The organism is Massilia sp. Bi118 (genome assembly GCF_918697865.1).
GTDB lineage: Bacteria > Pseudomonadota > Gammaproteobacteria > Burkholderiales > Burkholderiaceae_D > Telluria.
Window position 1 is genome coordinate 68008 of record NZ_CAKKMV010000001.1, and the last position, 18712, is coordinate 86719.

The window sequence follows — 18712 nt, forward strand, 5'->3', positions numbered from 1 at the left end:
AGTTCACATCGTCGCAAACATCGCCACCACCGCCACCAGCATGATGGCCACGCCGAACCAGCCGATCACGGTGTGACGGGCGCTCAGCGTGTACTGGCCCATGATCTTGCGGTTATGCGCCAGCATCATCATGACGGCCATGATCGGCACCGCGATCACGCCGTTTATCTGGGCCGACAGCACCAGCGCCGCGATCGGGTCGACCGGGGCGAAGTCGAGCAGCACGCCGCCCAGGGTCGCCAGGGCGATGATGCCGTAGAACTCGCGCGCCTCGACCACTTTCAGATCGAGGCCGTTACGCCAGCGGAAGCTCTCGGTGACCGCGTAGGCCGCCGAGCCGGCCAGCACCGGCACCGCCAGCATGCCGGTGCCGATGATCCCCAGCGCGAACAGCACGAAGGCGAATTCGCCGGCCACCGGACGCAGCGCCTCGGCGGCCTGGGAGGACGATTGAATATCGGTGATGCCGTGCGCGCCCAGCGTCACCGCGGTGGTCAGGATGATGAAGAAGGCGACCAGGTTCGAGAAGCCCATGCCGATCAGGGTGTCGGCCTTCATCCGCTTCATCTGGGCGCGCGCATCCTTCGGGCGGGTGCGCAGGGCGCGCGTGCCGGCGTCGTTGCGGATCTCTTCCACTTCTTGCGACGCCTGCCAGAAGAACAGGTAGGGCGAAATCGTGGTGCCGAACACGGCGACGATCAGCGCCACCGACTCCTTGGTGAAGCTGAAGTGCGGCCACACGGTGCGCGCCACCACTTCGGTCCAGGGCATGTGCACGGCAAAGGCGGTGGCAACGTAAGCCAGCAGGCCCAGGGTCAGCCATTTCAGGTAGCGCACGTAGGTGCTGTAGGGCAGGAAAACTTGTAATGCCAGGCACACGATGCCGAAGCCCAGCGAATACATGTGCTGCGAGCCGGCGCCAGTCACCAGGCGCAGCGCTTCGCCCATCGCGGCGATGTCTGCGGCGATGTTGATCACGTTCGCGACCAGCAGCAGGGCGACCACGGCGTACAGCAGCCAGGGAGAATAGGCGCGGCGGATGTTGGCGGCGAGGCCGCGCCCGGTGACGCGGCCGATGCGCGCCGAGACCAGCTGGATGCCGACCATGAAGGGATAGGTCAGGACCAGGGTCCACAGGGTATTGAAGCCGAATTGCGCGCCGGCCTGGGAGTAGGTGGCGATGCCGGATGGATCGTCGTCCGCCGCGCCGGTGATGAGGCCGGGGCCCAGGGACTTGAGGGTGGCGTTGTCGGTGAGACGGCGGTAGAGCTTCTTCATATCTGGCCTGCGCAAATGAAAACGGGCGCGGCCAACGATGTAAAGGTCAGCGCGCCGGGTGGGGTAAGTTTTTAGAGGGACTGTTCATGGTCGGCGCGGAGTGTATCACGGCAGAAACGCTTGCGAGCGTCCCCGCCATGTAAGAAAAGGTAAAGAAGCCGGGGGCTCAAGCGATGCGTGCGAATACCCGCCGCGCAGCCGCCACGGTTTCCTCGATCACCGCATCGTCGTGGGCTGCCGAGACGAAGCCGGCCTCGAACATCGCCGGTGCGAAGTACACGCCTTCGTCCAGCATGCCGTGGAAGAAGCGGTTGAAGCGCTCCTTGTCGCCGGCCATCATCTGGCCGTAGCTGGACGGGATCTGGTTCGAGAAGTACATGCCGAACATGCCGCCGACGGCGTCGCCGCAGAAGGCCACGCCGGCTTCTTTCGCGGCGGCGGTCAGGCCTTCGACCAGCTTGGCGGTCTGCGCGCTCAGCTTCTCGTAGAAGCCCGGCTCCTGCACCAGCTTCAGGGTCGTCATGCCGGCGGCCACCGCCACCGGGTTGCCGGACAGGGTGCCGGCCTGGTAGACGGGGCCGATCGGCGCCATGTTGTGCATCAGGTCGGCGCGGCCGCCGAAGGCCGCCACCGGCATGCCGCCGCCGATCACCTTGCCCAGCGCGGTCAGGTCCGGGGTAATGCCGTACAGGGCCTGCGCGCCGCCGAGGCCGACGCGGAAGCCCGACATCACTTCGTCGAAGATCAGGACCGCGCCGTATTCGGTGCACAGCTCGCGCATGCGGCGCAGGAAATCCGGCGTCGCGCGGATCAGGTTCATGTTGCCGGCCACCGCTTCCACGATCACGCAGGCGATCGTGTCGCCCATCGATGCGAAGGCGTCTTCCAGCTGCGGGACGTTGTTGTAGTCGAGGACCAGGGTGTGTTTGACGAAGTCTTCCGGCACGCCGGCCGAGGTCGGGTTGCCGAAGGTGAGCAGGCCGGAGCCGGCCTTTACCAGCAGCGAATCGGCGTGGCCGTGGTAGCAGCCCTCGAACTTGACGATCTTGTCGCGGCCGGTGGCGCCGCGCGCCAGGCGCAGCGCGCTCATGGTCGCTTCGGTGCCGGAGGAAACCAGGCGCACCTGCTCGATCGACGGCACCAGGCGGCAGATCTCTTCAGCGATCTCGATCTCGCCTTCGGTCGGGGCGCCGAAGGACAGGCCGCGCGCGGCCGCGTCCTGCACCGCCTTCACCACTTTCGGATGGGTGTGGCCGACGATGGCCGGGCCCCAGGAGCCGATGTAGTCGATGTAGCGCTTGCCGTCCGCGTCCCAGAAATACGGGCCTTCGGCGCGGGTGATGAAGCGCGGGGTGCCGCCCACCGAGCGGAAGGCGCGCACCGGCGAGTTCACGCCGCCGGGCGTGGTCTGCTGGGCGCGTGCGAACAGGGTGTCGTTCTTCGAAGTGTCAGTCGTCATGGTTGTTCTTCTTGTACAGTTTGTTGGGGATGAGCCGGCCCATGCCGAAGCGCGAGGCATGCTGCAGGGCGCCGCTGGTGTAATCCTGGGCATAGGCCAGGGCTTCGATGATGTCCAGGCCCTGCGCCATGCGCGCCGTCAGCGCGGCCGACAGTGTGTTGCCGGCGCCGACGAAAGGCCCGGGAAGGTGCTGCGGCCAGGACAGGCTGACGGCCAGGCCGTCGGGATCGTAGAGATTGTCGGCGCGGACGCCGTCGCCGCCGCCGATGCCGGTTACCAGCACGTGGCCGCAGCCGAAGCCGGTCAGGTCGGCCACGTCCTCGGCCACGGTGGCGATCGAGCCCGGGTCGCGCCAGCAATCGGCGAAGCGCGCCAGCTCGGGCTGCGACATCATGAGCACGTGCGCCTGCGGCACCAGCAACTGGTGGATCAGGGTCAGCATGTCGTCGTCGCGCACGCCGCAGTCGGGCAGGCCGGTGGTGAAGGGGTCGAGGATCAGCGGCACCTGGGCGTAGTCGGAGACGATCTCGGCGATCGCCGCGATCTGTTCGAGGCTGGCCATGGTGCCGACCTTGATCGCCGCAATCGGCATGTCCTCGAGCAGCATGCGGGCCTGTTCGACCACGCTGCTGGACTCGACCGGCTGGATGTGGTCGACCCGCGCGGAATCGGCCACCAGCAGCCCGGTCACCACCGACAGGCCATGGCAGCCGTGCATGGCGAAGACGGCCACGTCGGACTGGATGCCCAGCGCGCCGACCGGATCGGCCGGGCCGAATGTGAGGATGAGTGGAGACGGTTGGTTTTGCACAGGGGTTAGATTAAGATACCTAGCTTCACATTCTACTAGATGAAGGAATCGAAACGTGAGTAACGAAACGCAGGCTTTTCAGACCTGGATGTGCTTGATTTGTGGTTGGGTCTACGATGAAGCCGCAGGCGCGCCGGAAGACGGTATCGCTCCCGGCACCCGCTGGGCCGATGTGCCGATGAACTGGACTTGCCCGGAATGCGGCGCGCGCAAGGACGATTTCGAGATGACCGCCATCTGAGTTGTCGTTTTAATCAGTGAAAATGGGGCACCGCCGGCTCAGGCGATGCCTTCTTGCCAAGCTTCTTGCCAATACATTATCGCCTTGGTTTTCACCTAGTTGACGTATAGCAACACTTCACGCACAAGCCCTGCGCCCTATGCTATCGTGCGGGTTCATGCTGAAGTGAAACTTATATGACGACCCAAGCGACAGGCCTGAAGATCATGGTGATCGACGATAGCAGCACGATCCGCCGCTCCGCCGAAATCTTCCTGACCCAGGCCGGGTATCAGGTGGTGCTGGCCGAGGACGGCTTCGATGCACTGGCGAAGATCAACGACCACCAGCCGGCGCTGGTGTTCTGCGACATCCTGATGCCGCGCCTGGACGGCTACCAGACCTGCGCGCTCATCAAGAAGAGCGCGAAATTCCACGCGACCCCGGTCCTGATGCTGTCCTCGAAGGACGGCCTGTTCGACCGCGCGCGCGGCGCCATGGTCGGCTCCAGCGCCTACCTGACCAAACCGTTTTCCAAAGACAGCCTGCTGGCGGCCGTGCGTGAGCATACGGCCGCCGCGGCATGAATACTCCGGAGCCCACCGTGGCCATACAAAAGATCCTGATCGTCGACGATTCCCCGACCGAACGCTACTACCTGACCGACATCCTGGTGCGCAACGGCTTCACCGTGACCACCGCGGACAATGGCGAGGAGGCGCTGGCCAAGATCCGCGCCGACCGTCCGCAGCTGATCCTGATGGACGTGGTCATGCCGGGTGCGAACGGTTTCCAGATCACGCGCTCGATTTCGCGCGACCCCGAACTGTCCTCGGTGCCGATCATCATCTGCAGCAGCAAGAACCAGGAAACCGACCGGATCTGGGGCATGCGCCAGGGCGCCAAGGATTACTTCGTCAAGCCGGTCGACGCGCAAGCGCTGCTGGCCAGGATCGCCACCCTCGGCGAGTAAGCATGGCTACCCTCGACCCCGCCGCCCGGCGCACCCGCCTGCGCCAGTACCAGGAAGAGCTGCTCGAGCGCATGCAGGCCGCGCGCACCGGCAGCGGCGCCCGCACGCACCAGCTGGGCGTCGAGATCGGCGGCGAGCGCTACCTGCTCGACCTGCTCGAAGCCGGCGAGATCGTGCCGGTGCCGGCGCTGACCGGCGTGCCGCTTACCCAGCCCTGGTACCTGGGATTGGCGAACATCCGCGGCAACCTGGTCGGCGTGGTCGACCTGGCGCGCTTTTTTGGCCTGCAGGACGGCACGGCCGGCGCGCCGGTATCCGGCTCCGCAGGACGCCTGGTGACCTTTGCGCCCAGCCTGGGCATGCCTTGCGGCTTCCTGGCCGCGCGCGTGCATGGCTTGCGCCAGGCCGCCGACATGACACCGCAGGACGGCCGCCTGATCGACGCCGACGGCAACGCCTGGACGCCGCTGGCGCTGGCGGCGCTGGCGCAGGACGAGCGCTTCCTGCAGGTCGGCCTCTAACTCACACATATATATAACGACAGGTTCGGACTGGAGCTGGCATGGGATTCGCATCTAAACTCTCGGTGAATTTTCTCCCCAAGGACAAGGACGACGGCGCCACCGTGCTGGCCTCGCCCGACACCCAGTTCGGGGTCGGAATGATGCCGGGCATGGCGACGGCCGCCGCCGCCGCCGACGCAGCGCCCGCCGCTGCTGTCGACGCCGCCACGCTGCCGCAGCACTCGGCCGACGATGCCGCCGAGCGGCTCGGCGGCGTGCCGGGCCGCAAGCAGCGCGCCGCAGCAGCCGCCGCCACCGCCACGGGCGCCGACGAAGACCTGCGCCTGCCGCTGATCGGCCACCTGTCGCTGCCGCGCCAGCTGCGCATCCTGCTGGTCGCCTTCGGGGCCGGCATCCTGCTCACCATCTTCTCGCTGTGGCGCAACGCCGGCAGCGGCGCGGTGGCGTCCAGCCAGACCCAGATCGCCAGCGAAGCCCTGATGCACTCGCAACGCGTCGGCAAGGCGGCGCCCAACGCGATGCAGGGCAACCCGGACGCCTTCGCCCAGCTGCAGGACAGCCGCGTGGCCCTGGGCCGCGACCTCGACCTGCTGGCCAAGGGCGGCGTCTTCAACAACAACGCGATCCCGGGCGCTTCCGGCGACACCGCGCGCCAGCTGGCCAAGGTCGGCGCCAAGTGGAAGGTCTCGGACGCCGCCGCCGCCAGCATCCTCAAGATGAAGCCCGAGCTGATCAGCTTCGACAAGAGCCTGAAGCAGCTCGACATCCTGGCGCCGGAGATGCTGGCCCTGACCGAGGAAATCCTGACCGAGCGTACCGCCAGGGGCGGCAGCCCGCGCGAGCTGGCCGCGCTCGGCCGCCTGATGATGCTGACCCAGCGCCTGTCGCGCAGCGCCAGCGAATTCCTGACCTCGGGCGGCATCAGCCCGGAAACCGCGTTCCAGATGGGCCGCGACACCGCCACCTTCCGCGCGACCGTGGATGGCCTGCTGAACGGAAACAAGGCGCTCGGCCTGGCCGAGCTGACCGATGTCGAGCTGCGCAACAAGCTGCTCGAAGTGCAGTCGAAGTTCGGCATCTGCCAGACCATCGTCTCCATTTTCCTGAACAACCTGGCCGACCTGACCGCCGCCAAGGCCGCCGAGCAGAGCATCTTCCGCGACAACGAAGAGCTGCGCGCCCAGCTGTCCGCGCTGCAGAGCGACTTCCGTCTCGGCGAAGGCAGCTCGAGCCCGTGGTTCTGGCTGCTGGTGGCGTCCGCGATCTTCACGCTGGCGATGGCCGGCAGTATCTCGCGCGTGATGCTGCAGGACTCGCGCAACCGCACCCGCGGCGCCGAGGCGCGCCGCCAGGAAGCGGAAGCGATGCGCCTGCTGTCCCAGGCCAAGGAAGAAGAAGCCAAGGCCACCAACGACCAGAACCAGGCCGCGATTCTGCGCCTGATGAACGAACTGCAGGAAGTGGCGGACGGCGACCTGACCGTCCACGCCACCGTGTCCGAGGACATCACCGGCGCGATCGCCGACTCGGTCAACTACACGGTCGAGGAACTGCGCGAGCTGGTGGTGCGCGTCATCGACACCGCGGGCAAGGTGAACCAGGCCTCGAGCCAGGCGCAGAAGATTTCGAGCGACCTGCTGGTGGCGGCCGGCCAGCAGTCCCGCGAGATCCAGGATACCTCCTCGACCATGCTGCGCATGGCGGGCGAGATCACCGGGGTGTCGCAGTCGGCCAACGAATCGGCCGAGGTGGCGCGCCAGTCGGTGGCCGCGGCGGAGCAGGGCGCGACCGCGGTGCAGAACGCGATCAAGGGCATGGGCGAGATCCGCGAGCAGATCCAGGAAACCTCGAAGCGCATCAAGCGCCTGGGCGAATCCTCGCAGGAGATCGGCGAGATCACCGAGCTGATTTCCGACATTACTGAGCAGACCAACGTGCTGGCGCTGAACGCGGCGATCCAGGCGGCGTCCGCCGGCGAGGCCGGACGCGGCTTCTCGGTGGTGGCGGAAGAGGTGCAGCGCTTGGCGGAACGCTCGGGCGACGCGGCCAAGCAGATCGGCGCGCTGGTGCGTACCATCCAGACCGACACCCACGACGCCGTCGCCGCAATGGAAAAATCGACCCAGGGCGTGGTCGAGGGCGCGCGCCTGTCGGACGCCGCCGGCGCCGCGCTGGCCGACATCTCGCGCGTGTCGAACCGCCTGGCGGAACTGATCCAGGGGATTTCGACCGCGACCGGCATGCAGGCGACGTCCGCCAACGGAGTGGCGCACAATATGCAGCACATCCTTGCGATCACCGGACAGGCGCAGGACGGCACGCAGCAGACCGCGCAGTCGATCCAGGAGCTGTCCCTTCTCGCGCAGGAGCTGAAAAACTCGGTGTCGCGCTTCCGCGTCTCCGCCGCTTAAGAACGATCCATGACCCACTCTTCGTCCCTGCCTTCGATCCATTCCACGTCCATGGCCCCCTTCGACACCGGTCCCCTGTCCTGGGTGATCGGCGAGATCCGCGACGCCCTCGAGCGTTCGGCCAAGGCGCTGCAGGATGCGGCGGGACGCAGCGTGGAAGCGCAGCCGACCCTGCTGCTGCACGCCAAGACCCATTTGCACCAGGCCCACGGCGCGCTGCAGATGGTGGACGTGGAGGGTGTCGACCGCCTGACCGGCGCCGCCGAAAAGGCGCTGGACCGCTTCAAGGACGGCTCGCTGGCGGTGACGGGCGAGCATGCGTCGGCGGTGGGCGAGGCTTACCAGGCGCTGGTCGAGTACCTGGAAGAGCTGCTGGGCGGCGCGCAGCAGCAGCCGGTGCGCCTGTTCCCTTACTACCGCGCGCTGCAGGAACTGCTGGGCGCGGAGCGCGTGCATCCGGGCGAGATGCTGGTGCTGACCCCTGGCGCCGCGCTGGCGCCGCCCGCTTCGGATGAGGAAGCGCCCGACCTGGCGGCTTGCCGCGCGCGCTTCGAAAAAGCGCTGCTGCCTTTCCTGAAGAGCGGCAGCACGGACGCAGCGGCCGAGCTGCGCGAGGCGCTGGCGCCGATCGCACGCGCCCAGCGCGAGCCGCGCGCTTACGCCTTCTGGCTGGCGATGCAGACCGTGGCCGACCTGGCCGCGCATGGCCAGCTCGCCAGCGACATCTATCTGAAACAGTTGCTCGGCCAGATCAACCTGCAGCTGCGGCGCATGGTGCAGGGGCATACCAGCCTGCCCGAAGCGATGCTGCGCGACGCCCTGTTCTTCGTTGCCCAGGCGGCGGAGCCGACGCCTGACGCGCGCCTGCTGCGCGACGCCTACGGCCTTGAAGGCCAGGCGCCGCGCGACTACCTGGAACGCCGCTACGGCCGCATCGACCGCGAAGCGCTGAAGGATGCGAAGGAGGCGCTGGCCCAGACCAAGGAAGGCTGGGACCGCATCGCCAGCGAAGGCGCGCCCGAGCAGGAAGCCGACTTCGACGGCGCCCTGGCCAAGCTGGCCGGCGCCAGCGAAAAGCTGGGCGCGCCCGAGCTGGCCCACCTGCTGCGCGAACTGGGCGAGGCGGCGCGCCAGGCCGTGACCGGCGGCCGCAGCGACCAGTTCAGCATGGAGATGGCGGCGGCGATGCTGTTCGTCGAGCACGGGCTCGACCAGGTGCGCCAGCTGCCCGAGGATTTCGGCCAGCACGCCGAAGCCGTCGGCCAGCGCCTGCTGGCCCTGGCCCAGGGCGAGAATCCGCCCGAGGCGCCGGTGTGGCAGGGCGATCTGGCGCGCGAGCTGCAGCAGGGCCAGACCGTGGCCGTGCTGGCGGGCGAGATCCGCACCGGCCTGCGCCAGGTCGAGAAGCTGATCGAGGAATACCATGAGAACCCGGCCCGGGTCGACGCGCTGGAACAGGCCGACCCGCTGCTGCACCAGCTTGCCGGCGCCTTGTCCATCCTCGACCAGGACCAGGCCACGCGCGCCTGCGCCTGGGTGCGCGAACGCGTGCGCGAGCTGGCCGGCGGCGGGCAGGATGACGCTACCCGCGCTAGGGTACTGGAAAACCTGGCCCAGAACGTGGGAGCGCTCGGCTTCTTCATCGACGCGCTGGCCCAGAACACCGAGACCGCGCGCCGCCGCTTCCGCTTCGATGCCGGCCAGGGGCTGTTCCGCGAGCTGCCTTTCGATGCTGTCGCTGAGGTGGCGGATCAGGTGGCGCAGCCGGCCGAGGCGCCAGTTGCCGTGGCCGAGCCGGCGCCGGTTGTTCCGGCTGCGCCGGCCGCCGATACGGCCGCTGACCAGGGCGACGCCGCCATCGAAGCCGAGCTGCTGGAGATCTTCATCAGCGAAGCCCAGGAAGTGCTGGGCGTGGTGGCCGAGACCCTGCCGGCCGCGCATGCCAATCCGGACAGCCAGGAGACGCTGACCCGCATCCGCCGTTCTTTCCACACCCTGAAGGGCAGCGGCCGCATGGTCGGCCTGGACGAATTCGCGTCGGCCGCCGCCGCCATCGAAAAGACCATGAACCAGTGGCTGGCCGAATCGCGAGCCGCCACGCCGGACCTGCTGGCGCTGCTGGACCGCGCGCATGCCGATTTGTCCGCCTGGGTCGATGAACTGGCCGCGGGCGCCGGCTCGGCGCGCAGCAGCGAAGCGCTGGTAGCAGGCGCCGCGCGGGTGCAGGAGGGCGGGGCCTTCGCGATGGACGAGCCGGCGTCGTCTGCCGAAGAGCCGGTGGCCGAAGTCGAGCCGGAAGCCGTGGAGGAACCCGACGAAGCGCCGCAGCCGGACACCGTGGAACCGGTGGCGGACATCGCCGCCGCCGCGGAGGAGGTCGACGCGGCCTTGCCGCCGAACGTGGTCGCCTTCCCGCTGGCCGAAGAAAACCTCAAGCGTATCGGCGGGCTCGAAATCCCGCTGCCGCTGTATAACATCTACCTCGGCGAGACCGAAGACCTGATCAATGCCCTGGCGCGCGACTTCGCCGGATGGCGCGAGGAACCGCTGCGCGCCGTGTCGGCGCAGGCGCTGAAGGCTTCGCACACGCTGGGCGGCACCTCGGCCACGGTGGGCTTCCACGCGCTGCGCGAGATCGCCTTTGCGCTGGAAGAGGCGCTGCAAGTGGCGACGCCGCCGCTGAGCGAGGAGCAGCACCAGCTGCTCGACGAGACCGTGGAGCGCGTGCGCATCATGCGCCAGGTGTTCTCGCTGGGCGAGCTGGCGCCGGCGCAGCCGGAGCTGCTGGCGCGCCTGCAGGGCCTGCGCGACGAACTGGGACGCAAGAAGGCCGACAGCGTGTTCGACGGCGCCGACGCCGAGCTGGCGCAGCGCCTGGATGCGCTGTTCGCCGCCGCCTACGACAGCATCCTGGCCGACCCGCCGCTGCCGGCCGGCCCGCTGCCCGTGCCTGCGTCGGATGCGGTGCCGGCCAGCGGCTTGCGCGCCGCCGAGCCGCAGCCGGTCGACCCGGCCGTGGCCGCCGTCGACGACCTGTTCGATACCTATTTCGACGATCCGTTTGCCGCGCCCAGCCTGGAGCAGGCGGTGGCGCCGTTGCCGGAGCCGGAGTCTGTGCCGGAAGCCGGGTCTGTCGCGGAAGCCGAACCTGAACCGGTAGCTGAACCTGCACCGGAAGCCGAACCTGCATTCGAAGCCGCGCCGGAACCCGAACCGGAACTCGAACCCGAACCGGAACTCGACACCGTCGCCGAACCGGTCCTGGCCACCGAGCCCGTCTTCACCGACGAGCTGGACCCGGACCTGCTGCCGGTCTTCATGGAAGAGGCGTCCGACCTGCTGCCGCAGATCGGCAAGGACCTGCGCCAGTGGCAGCAGGACCCGGCCGCCAGCGCCGTTGCCCACGGCCTGCTGCGCGCCCTGCACACCGTAAAGGGCAGCGCCCGCATGGCCGGCGCGATGCGCCTGGGCCAGCACACGCATGCGCTGGAAACCCAGGTCGAGAACATGCTGCACGCCGGCACCACCAGCCCGGCGGCCTTCGACGAACTGCTGGCCAACTACGACCAGGCGCTGCTGCTGTTCGAACAGCTGCAGCAGCCGGGCGCCCAGCCCGCGCAAGCTGCGTCTGCGGCCGCGCCGGCGCCGGGCACGGAAGCGCCGCCGCAGGACCGCCGCCAGCAGGACGTGCGTGCGCCGCTGGTGCGCGTGCGCGCCGACATCCTCGACCGCCTGGTCAACCAGGCCGGCGAGGTGTCGATCACGCGCTCCAAGCTCGAGACCCAGGTTGGCTCCCTGAAATCGGCGCTGGCCGACTTCTCGGACAACCTGGGACGCCTGCGCCGCCAGCTGCGCGAAGTCGAGATGCAGGCCGAGTCGCAAATCGCCTCGCGCCTGTCGATCGCCGGCGAGCGCGAATTCGATCCGCTCGAATTCGACCGCTTCACGCGCCTGCAGGAACTGACCCGCATGATGGCCGAGAGCGTGAACGACGTCGCGTCCTTCCACGAAGGCTTGAGCCGCACCGTCGATTCGGCGGTCGAGGACCTGTCCTCGCAATCGCGCCTGACGCGCGAACTGCAGCGCGACCTGATGCGGGCGCGGATGGTGCCGTTCGCGAGCCTGTCCGAGCGTCTGTTCCGCGTGGCGCGCCAGACCGCCAAGGAGACGGATAAACGCGTCAACCTGGACATCCGCGGCAGCGCGGTCGAGATCGACCGTAGCGTGCTGGAACGGATGGCCGCGCCTTTCGAACACCTGCTGCGCAATGCCATCGTGCACGGCGTCGAGCCGCGCGCGCGGCGCGTGGACAGCGGCAAGGAAGAAACCGGCGAGCTGCTGGTGCAGGTGAGCCAGCAGGGCAACGAGGTGCAGATCCGTTTCAGCGACGACGGCGCCGGCCTCGATCTCGGGCGGATCCGCGCCAAGGGCGAAACCCTCGGCCTGCTCGGCGCCGGCGCGCCGGCTTCGGATGCCGAGGTGGCGGAGCTGATCTTCGAGCCGGGCTTTTCGACCGCGGATGCGCTGACCGAACTGGCTGGCCGCGGCGTCGGCATGGACGTGGTGCGCTCCGAGGCGCGCGCGCTGGGCGGGCGTGTCGAGGTGGCCAGCGAGCCTGGCCGCGGCGCCACCTTCAGCATCCACCTGCCGCTGACCCTGGCCGTCAACCAGGTCGTGCTGGTGGCCAGCGGTGCGAAGACTTATGCGCTGCCGGCCAACCTGGTCGGCCAGGTACTGCAGGTGCGCGAGGCCGAGCTGGCCGCCGCGCGCGCCGCCGGTGCGATCCAGGTGCAGGGCGAGGCGGTGCCGCTGCGCTACTTGCCGGAACTGCTGAACGAGCCGGGCGGTCCCGGCGGCGCGCGCTCCTTCCCGGTACTGGTGCTGGGCAGCGGCGCGCATCGCCTTGCGCTGCAGGTCGACGAAGTGCTGGGCAACCGCGAGGTCGTGATCAAGAACGTCGGCCCGCAGCTGGCGCGCATGCCGGGCATCGCCGGCGCCACCGTGCTGGGTTCGGGCGAGATCGTGCTGATCCTGAATCCGCTGCTGCTGCCGGCCCACGGCCTGCCGCCGGTGCCGGCGCAAGTGGAAGAGGTGGCCGCGCCGGCGCACCGCGCGACCATCATGGTGGTCGACGATTCGCTGACCGTGCGCCGCGTGACCCAGCGCCTGCTGGAGCGCGAGGGCTACCGGGTGCTGCTGGCCAAGGATGGCGTCGACGCGCTGGAACAGGTCCAGGCGCTTGAAACGCGCCCGGACCTGATGCTGGTCGATATCGAGATGCCGCGCATGGACGGCTTCGACCTGACCCGCAACGTGCGCGGCAATGAAGCGACGCAGGGCATCCCGATCATCATGATCACCTCGCGCACGGCCGACAAGCACCGCAACTATGCGCTGGGGCTGGGCGTGGATGCCTACTTCGGCAAGCCCTTCCAGGAAGAGGTGCTGCTGGCGGCTATTGGCGGCCTGCTAGCGTAGGGCACCGAAACGGGCCAGCGTCCGCTCGCGCGCCTGCTCGTGGTCGACGATGGGCAGCGGATAATCGCGGCCCAGCACCAGGCCGGCGCGTTCCAGCACGGCCGGCTTGGCCAGCCACGGCGCATGGATGGCCGGTCCTTCCAGCGCGGCCAGCTGCGGCAGCCAGCGGCGGATGAAGGCGCCGTCGGGATCGAAGCGCTTCGACTGCGTAACCGGGTTGAAGATGCGGAACCAGGGCTGGGCGTCGCAGCCGGTCGATGCCGCCCACTGCCAGCCGCCGTTATTCGACGACAGCTCGTAGTCGTTCAGCCGCGCCGCGAAATAACGCTCGCCGCGCAGCCATGAAATCCCCAGGTCTTTGGTCAGGAAGCTGGCCGTCACCATGCGCAGGCGATTGTGCATGAAGCCGCTGCGGTTCAGCTGCGCCATCGCCGCGTCCACCAGCGGGTAGCCGGTGCGGCTTTCGCACCAGGCGGTAAAGGCGTCGTCGGCCTCTGGCCCTTCTTCCCAGCGCAGCTTGTCGAACGCGGTCTTGAAGGACTGCGTCGCCACGCGCGGATGGCGCTGCAGGATCATCATGTAGAACTCGCGCCAGATCAGTTCCGACAGCCAGGTCGCGGCGCCGTCTTTCCCATTATCGGCGCGTTCGCGCAGCAGGCGGACCAGGCTGCGAATGGACAGGGTGCCGAAGCGCAGGTGCACGGACAGGCGCGAGGTGCTGTCGAGGGCAGGGAAGTCGCGCGCCGTGCGATAGTCGTCGATGCGCTGCAGGAAGGCGTCCAGCAGTTGCCGGGCGCCGGACATGCCGGTAGGGTGGATGGGCGCTTCGCCGGGCGCGAAGCCGAGTGCTTCGAGCGTCGGCAGCACATGCCCGGCAGATAAACTCACAGGCGCCAGCGCCCCGGCCCAGGGCGCGGTCTCGAATGCCTCGATCGCTTCCGGATGGGCCGCCAGGCGCTTCAGCCAGGCATTCTTGTAGGGCGTGAAGACGGAGAAGGGGCCGCCGGCCAGGGTCAGCACCTCGTCCTTTTCGAAGACCACCTGGTCCTTGAAGCTCTGCAGGCTGCGGCCGGCCTCGCGCAGGCGCTGCTGGACTTCGCGGTCGCGGGCGATGGCGCCGGGCTCGTAATCGTGGTTGGCGAACACCGATTCCGCCTCCAGTCCGGCGGCCAGGTCCACGATCTCGTCTGCGGCGCGCCCATGGCGCACGATCAGGTAAGCTCCCCATTCACGCAATCGCTTATCCAGCTCTTGCAGACTGGCATGGATGAACTGCACGCGGCGATCGTCGCGCGGCAGGCCGGCCAGGATGTCGGTATCGAACACAAAAGCGCAGTAGACGCGGTCGGACGAACGCAGCGCATGGTGCAGGGCGGCATGGTCGTCGAGGCGCAGGTCGCGCCGGAACCAGACCAGAGAGTTTCTCAGAGTCATCTTTTGTGTGCGGAGTCAATGCAGTTAGGCATTTTACTGTCTACCATTCCTTCGACTGGGGGCGGCCTAAGACGGCGCCTTCATGGCCGCGTAAGCAAATGGGTGTAAACTAGCGAAAAACCCAAGCTTATCGTGTGGACCACCAGCGGTCGAGAGAGTGAGCCAACAGAGAGTATGCGTATGAAGAAAAGTAAGGTCGGCAAGCCTCTAAGCATGCCCGGGATGCCCCAGGAGGCGCCCGAGAGCATCATGCAACTGCAACCGGTCAAGTCCGAGTTGAACCTGGCGAATCATTTCCTGATCGCCATGCCGTCGATGAATGATCCCATCTTCGGCGGTACGGTCGTGTATATCTGCGAACACAACGACAAGGGCGTGCTCGGCGTCGTCATCAACAAGCCGACCGACATGACCATGGACGTGCTGTTCGACCGCATCGACCTGAAAGTCACCGACACCCTGCGTCCCAACGTGGTCGACGAACCGATCATGTTCGGCGGCCCGGTGCAGGACGACCGCGGCTTCGTGCTGCATTCGCCGGGCGGCCGTTATTCGTCCTCGCTCAGCGTCACCGACGACGTCGCCTTCACCACCTCGATCGACGTGCTGGAAGCCGTCGCCAACGGCACCGGCCCGCAGCGCATGCTGGTCTCGATCGGCTATGCCGGCTGGAGCCCGGGCCAGCTGGAAGAGGAAATCGGCCGCAACGGCTGGCTCACCGTGGGCGCCGACGCCCGCGTGCTGTTCGATCTGCCGATCGAGGAGCGCTACACCGCCGCCATCAAGCTGCTGGGCATCGATCCGCTCATGCTCGCAACCGAAGCCGGCCATGCATGAAGGGCACTTCGAAAAACCTGCTGCGCGTTGCATCGTCGGTCTGCGATGCTCGCTGTACTTTCGTACAGCTGCGCTTCTCGACCAACGCTGCCGCCGCTCGCTACGGTTTTTCTCGACCCTTGTAATTAGGTAATGGTAGAGATCGTTTTCGGATTCGACTTCGGCGTGAAGCGCATCGGTATCGCGATGGGCAACACGCTGACCGGCCAGGCACAGCCCCTGTCCGTCATCAAGGCTGTCGACAATGCGACCCGCTTCAAGCTCATCGGCGAACTCATCGAGCAGTGGAAGCCCACGCGCCTCGTGGTCGGCGAGCCGCGCCATCCCGACGGCGCCGAGCATGACATGACCCTGCGCGCGCGCCGCTTCGCCAATCAACTGCACGGCCGCTTCAGCCTGCCCGTCGAGCTGGTCGACGAGCGCTACTCGTCCGCCGTGATCCCCGCCAAGCGCGGCGAGATCATCGACGCCAAGGCCGCCGCCATCATTTTGCAACAATACTTTGACGACCATGCCAACTCCTACTGATACCCCCGGCGGCTACGACGCCGAGGCGCTGTACCGCAGCCTGCTCGAGCAGGTGCGCGCCGGACTCGCAGGCGTGCCCGATGCCGCCATCGTCGGCATCCATTCGGGCGGCGCCTGGCTGGCCGAGCGGCTCGCCGCCGACCTCGGCCTGCAGGCCCGCCTGGGCTTCATCGACGTTTCCTTCTACCGCGACGACTACGCGAAGAAGGGCCTGCATCCGGACGTGAAGCCGACCCGCATCGACTTCAATGTCGACGGCGCCGCGATCCTGCTGGTCGACGACGTGCTGGAAACCGGCCGCACCGTGCGCGCGGCGATGAACGTGCTGTTCGACTACGGCCGTCCGCAGCGTATCATGCTGGCTGCGCTGGCCGACCGCGGCGGGCGCGAACTGCCGGTCGCGGCCGATTTCGCCGGCACCCAGGCCGCCGTCCAGCCGGGCCAGTCGCTGGCGCTGTCGCGCGACGCCGCCGGCCAACTCTCGCTCACGATCGAAGACGACAATGCATAACCCGCAACTCAACAAGAACGGCGAGCTGCAGCACCTTCTCACCATCGAAGGCCTGCCCAAGTCCATCATCAACCACATCCTGGACACCGCCTCGAGCTTCGTGAGCATCTCCGACCGCGAAGTCAAGAAGGTGCCTCTCATGCGCGGCAAGAGCGTGTTCAACCTGTTCTTCGAGAACTCGACGCGCACCCGCACCACCTTCGAGATCGCCTCCAAGCGCCTGTCGGCCGACGTCATCAACCTGAACATCGCGGCTTCCTCGACCTCGAAGGGCGAGTCCCTGCTCGACACCATCGACAACCTGGCGGCCATGCACGCCGACATGTTCGTGGTGCGCCATTCGCAGTCGGGCGCGCCCTACTTGATCGCCAAGCACCTGAACGACACGAAGCAGAACCACGTGCACGTGGTGAACGCCGGCGACGGGCGCCATGCGCACCCGACCCAGGGCCTGCTCGACATGTACACGATCAGGCACTACAAGAAGGACTTCACCAACCTGCGCGTGGCGATCGTCGGCGACATCCTGCACAGCCGCGTGGCGCGCTCGGACATCCACGCGCTGACCACGCTGGGTGTGCCGGAAGTGCGCGCGATCGGCCCGCACACCCTGCTGCCGGGCGGCCTGGAACAGATGGGCGTGCGCGTGTTCACGAACATCGACGAGGGCCTGAAGGACGTCGACGTGATCATCATGCTGCGCCTGCAGAACGAACGCATGTCGGGCGCGCTGCTGCCTTCGGCCGGCGAATACTTCAAGAGCTATGGCCTGACGCCCGAGCGCCTGGCGCTGGCGGCTCCTGGGGCGATCGTGATGCACCCGGGCCCCATCAACCGCGGCGTCGAGATCGACTCCAAGGTAGCGGATGGCGCGCAGGCGGTGATCCTGCCGCAGGTGACCTTCGGTATCGCCACGCGGATGGCGGTGATGAGCATTCTGGCAGGGACGCACGCATGATGAATTTGCATATCAAGAACGGACGGGTGATCGATCCCGCCAACGGCATCGACGCCGTGCAGGACCTGTACATCGTCAACGGTAAAATCGCCGCGCTGGGCAGCGCCCCGGCCGGCTTCGAGGCCGAGCGCAGCATCGACGCCGCCGGCCTGGTGGTCGCGCCCGGCCTGGTCGACCTGTCGGCGCGCCTGCGCGAGCCGGGTTACGAATACAAGGCGACCCTGGAATCGGAGATGCAGGCGGCAGTGCAGGGCGGTGTGACCACCCTGGTCTGCCCGCCCGACACCGATCCGGTGCTCGACGAACCGGGCCTGGTCGAGATGCTCAAGCACCGCGCGCGCATCCTGAACCAGGCCAACGTGCATCCGCTCGGCGCGCTGACCGTCGGCCTGAAGGGCCAGGCCCTGACCGAGATGGCCGAGCTGACCGAGGCCGGCTGCATCGGCTTCGCCCAGGCGGAGCGCCCGATCACGGACACCACTGTGCTGCTGCGCGCCCTGCAGTATGCGAAGACCTTCGGCTACACCGTCTGGCTGCGCCCGCAGGATCCGTACATCGGTTTCGGCGGCGTCGCCCATGCCGGCCCGCTGGCTTCGCGCCTGGGCCTGTCCGGCGTGCCGGTGATGTCCGAGACCATCGCCCTGCACACCATCTTCGAGCTGATGCGCGCCAGCGGCGCGCGCGTGCACCTGTGCCGCATCTCGTCCGCCGCCGCGCTGGAGCTGATCCGCGCCGCCAAGAAAGAGGGCCTGCCGGTCACCTGCGACGTCGGCGTGCACCACCTCCACATGACCGACGCCGACATCGGCTTCTTCGATCCCAACGCGCGTTTGACGCCGCCGCTGCGCAGCCAGCGCGACCGCGAGGCGATCCGCGCGGCGCTGCTGGATGGGACGATCGACGCCGTCTGCTCGGACCACACCCCGGTCGACGACGACGAGAAGCTGCTGCCCTTCGCCGAAGCCTCGCCCGGCGCCACCGGTCTGGAGCTGCTGCTGTCCTTGATGCTGAAGTGGGCGGAAGAGCAGCACGGCCACGCGGACGCGCTGCCGCGCGCGATCGCCAGGATCACCCACGAACCGGCGCGCATGGCCGGCCTGCCGGCGGGCACGCTGTCGGTGGGCGCCAGCGCCGACGTGGTGGTCTTCGATCCGCAGGCGCGCTGGCTGGTGGAACCATCGGCGCTGGCCAGTCAGGGCAAGCACACGCCCTTCCTCGGCTACGAGTTGACCGGGCAGGTGCGGGCGACCGTGGTCGCCGGTCACCTGGCCTGGGAGCGTTGATCGTGAC

The 18712-nt window shown here is 67.9% G+C and carries 15 protein-coding genes; 11 read left to right on the plus strand and 4 right to left on the minus strand.

From position 1 onward, the window contains the following. Window positions 1-3: 3 nt before the first annotated feature. From LQV39_RS00330 to LQV39_RS00340, 3 genes are all read right to left on the minus strand, one after another. Entirely contained in the window at window positions 4-1278 is a 1275-nt protein-coding gene (locus LQV39_RS00330) for an NRAMP family divalent metal transporter (RefSeq protein ID WP_230019642.1), read from the minus strand. 166 nt (window positions 1279-1444) lie between these two features. Further along, window positions 1445-2737, minus strand: a complete 1293-nt coding sequence (gene hemL, locus LQV39_RS00335) for a glutamate-1-semialdehyde 2,1-aminomutase (protein WP_230019643.1) — start codon at window positions 2735-2737, stop codon at window positions 1445-1447. Beyond that, window positions 2727-3548: a hydroxymethylpyrimidine/phosphomethylpyrimidine kinase gene (locus LQV39_RS00340; protein ID WP_230019644.1), complete on the minus strand. Its 822-nt coding sequence runs from the start codon at window positions 3546-3548 to the stop codon at window positions 2727-2729. Before LQV39_RS00340 ends, hemL begins: the two co-directional genes overlap by 11 nt. An 88-nt stretch (window positions 3549-3636) precedes the next feature. Here LQV39_RS00340 and LQV39_RS00345 point away from each other — a divergent pair, with 88 nt between their 5' ends. From LQV39_RS00345 to LQV39_RS00370, 6 genes are all read left to right on the plus strand, one after another. Beyond that, entirely contained in the window at window positions 3637-3789 is a 153-nt protein-coding gene (locus LQV39_RS00345; RefSeq protein ID WP_036170087.1) for a rubredoxin, read from the plus strand. 176 nt (window positions 3790-3965) lie between these two features. After that, entirely contained in the window at window positions 3966-4355 is a 390-nt protein-coding gene (locus LQV39_RS00350) for a PleD family two-component system response regulator (protein WP_230019645.1), read from the plus strand. 17 nt (window positions 4356-4372) lie between these two features. Next, a complete protein-coding gene (locus LQV39_RS00355) occupies window positions 4373-4741 on the plus strand; it encodes a PleD family two-component system response regulator (RefSeq protein ID WP_290368522.1) in 369 nt (122 codons plus the stop codon). 2 nt (window positions 4742-4743) lie between these two features. Further along, window positions 4744-5262, plus strand: coding sequence for a chemotaxis protein CheW (locus LQV39_RS00360; RefSeq protein ID WP_230019646.1), 519 nt, complete (start codon window positions 4744-4746; stop codon window positions 5260-5262). Between the two features lie 41 nt (window positions 5263-5303). Next, window positions 5304-7676 (plus strand): methyl-accepting chemotaxis protein, encoded by a 2373-nt coding sequence (locus LQV39_RS00365; protein ID WP_230019647.1) that lies wholly within the window; start codon window positions 5304-5306, stop codon window positions 7674-7676. A gap of 9 nt (window positions 7677-7685) precedes the next feature. Then, window positions 7686-13154, plus strand: coding sequence for an Hpt domain-containing protein (locus LQV39_RS00370; RefSeq protein ID WP_230019648.1), 5469 nt, complete (start codon window positions 7686-7688; stop codon window positions 13152-13154). Here LQV39_RS00370 and LQV39_RS00375 read toward each other — a convergent pair. Beyond that, window positions 13146-14588 (minus strand): deoxyribodipyrimidine photo-lyase, encoded by a 1443-nt coding sequence (locus LQV39_RS00375; protein ID WP_230019649.1) that lies wholly within the window; start codon window positions 14586-14588, stop codon window positions 13146-13148. The two genes, LQV39_RS00370 and LQV39_RS00375, sit on opposite strands and share 9 nt — an antisense overlap. A 222-nt stretch (window positions 14589-14810) precedes the next feature. Here LQV39_RS00375 and LQV39_RS00380 point away from each other — a divergent pair, with 222 nt between their 5' ends. From LQV39_RS00380 to LQV39_RS00400, 5 genes are all read left to right on the plus strand, one after another. Further along, a complete protein-coding gene (locus LQV39_RS00380) occupies window positions 14811-15425 on the plus strand; it encodes a YqgE/AlgH family protein (protein WP_230020100.1) in 615 nt (204 codons plus the stop codon). 132 nt (window positions 15426-15557) lie between these two features. Then, a complete protein-coding gene (ruvX, locus tag LQV39_RS00385; RefSeq protein ID WP_230019650.1) occupies window positions 15558-15953 on the plus strand; it encodes a Holliday junction resolvase RuvX in 396 nt (131 codons plus the stop codon). Beyond that, on the plus strand, window positions 15937-16464 hold the full coding sequence (gene pyrR, locus LQV39_RS00390; RefSeq protein WP_230019651.1) for a bifunctional pyr operon transcriptional regulator/uracil phosphoribosyltransferase PyrR: 528 nt from the start codon (window positions 15937-15939) through the stop codon (window positions 16462-16464). The genes ruvX and pyrR overlap by 17 nt, the downstream gene beginning before the upstream one ends. After that, window positions 16457-17422, plus strand: coding sequence for an aspartate carbamoyltransferase catalytic subunit (locus tag LQV39_RS00395; protein ID WP_230019652.1), 966 nt, complete (start codon window positions 16457-16459; stop codon window positions 17420-17422). The genes pyrR and LQV39_RS00395 overlap by 8 nt, the downstream gene beginning before the upstream one ends. Then, the gene (locus LQV39_RS00400) at window positions 17422-18705 is read left to right on the plus strand and encodes a dihydroorotase (protein WP_230020102.1); all 1284 of its coding nucleotides are present in this window, start codon (window positions 17422-17424) and stop codon (window positions 18703-18705) included. Before LQV39_RS00395 ends, LQV39_RS00400 begins: the two co-directional genes overlap by 1 nt. Window positions 18706-18712 lie beyond the last annotated feature (7 nt).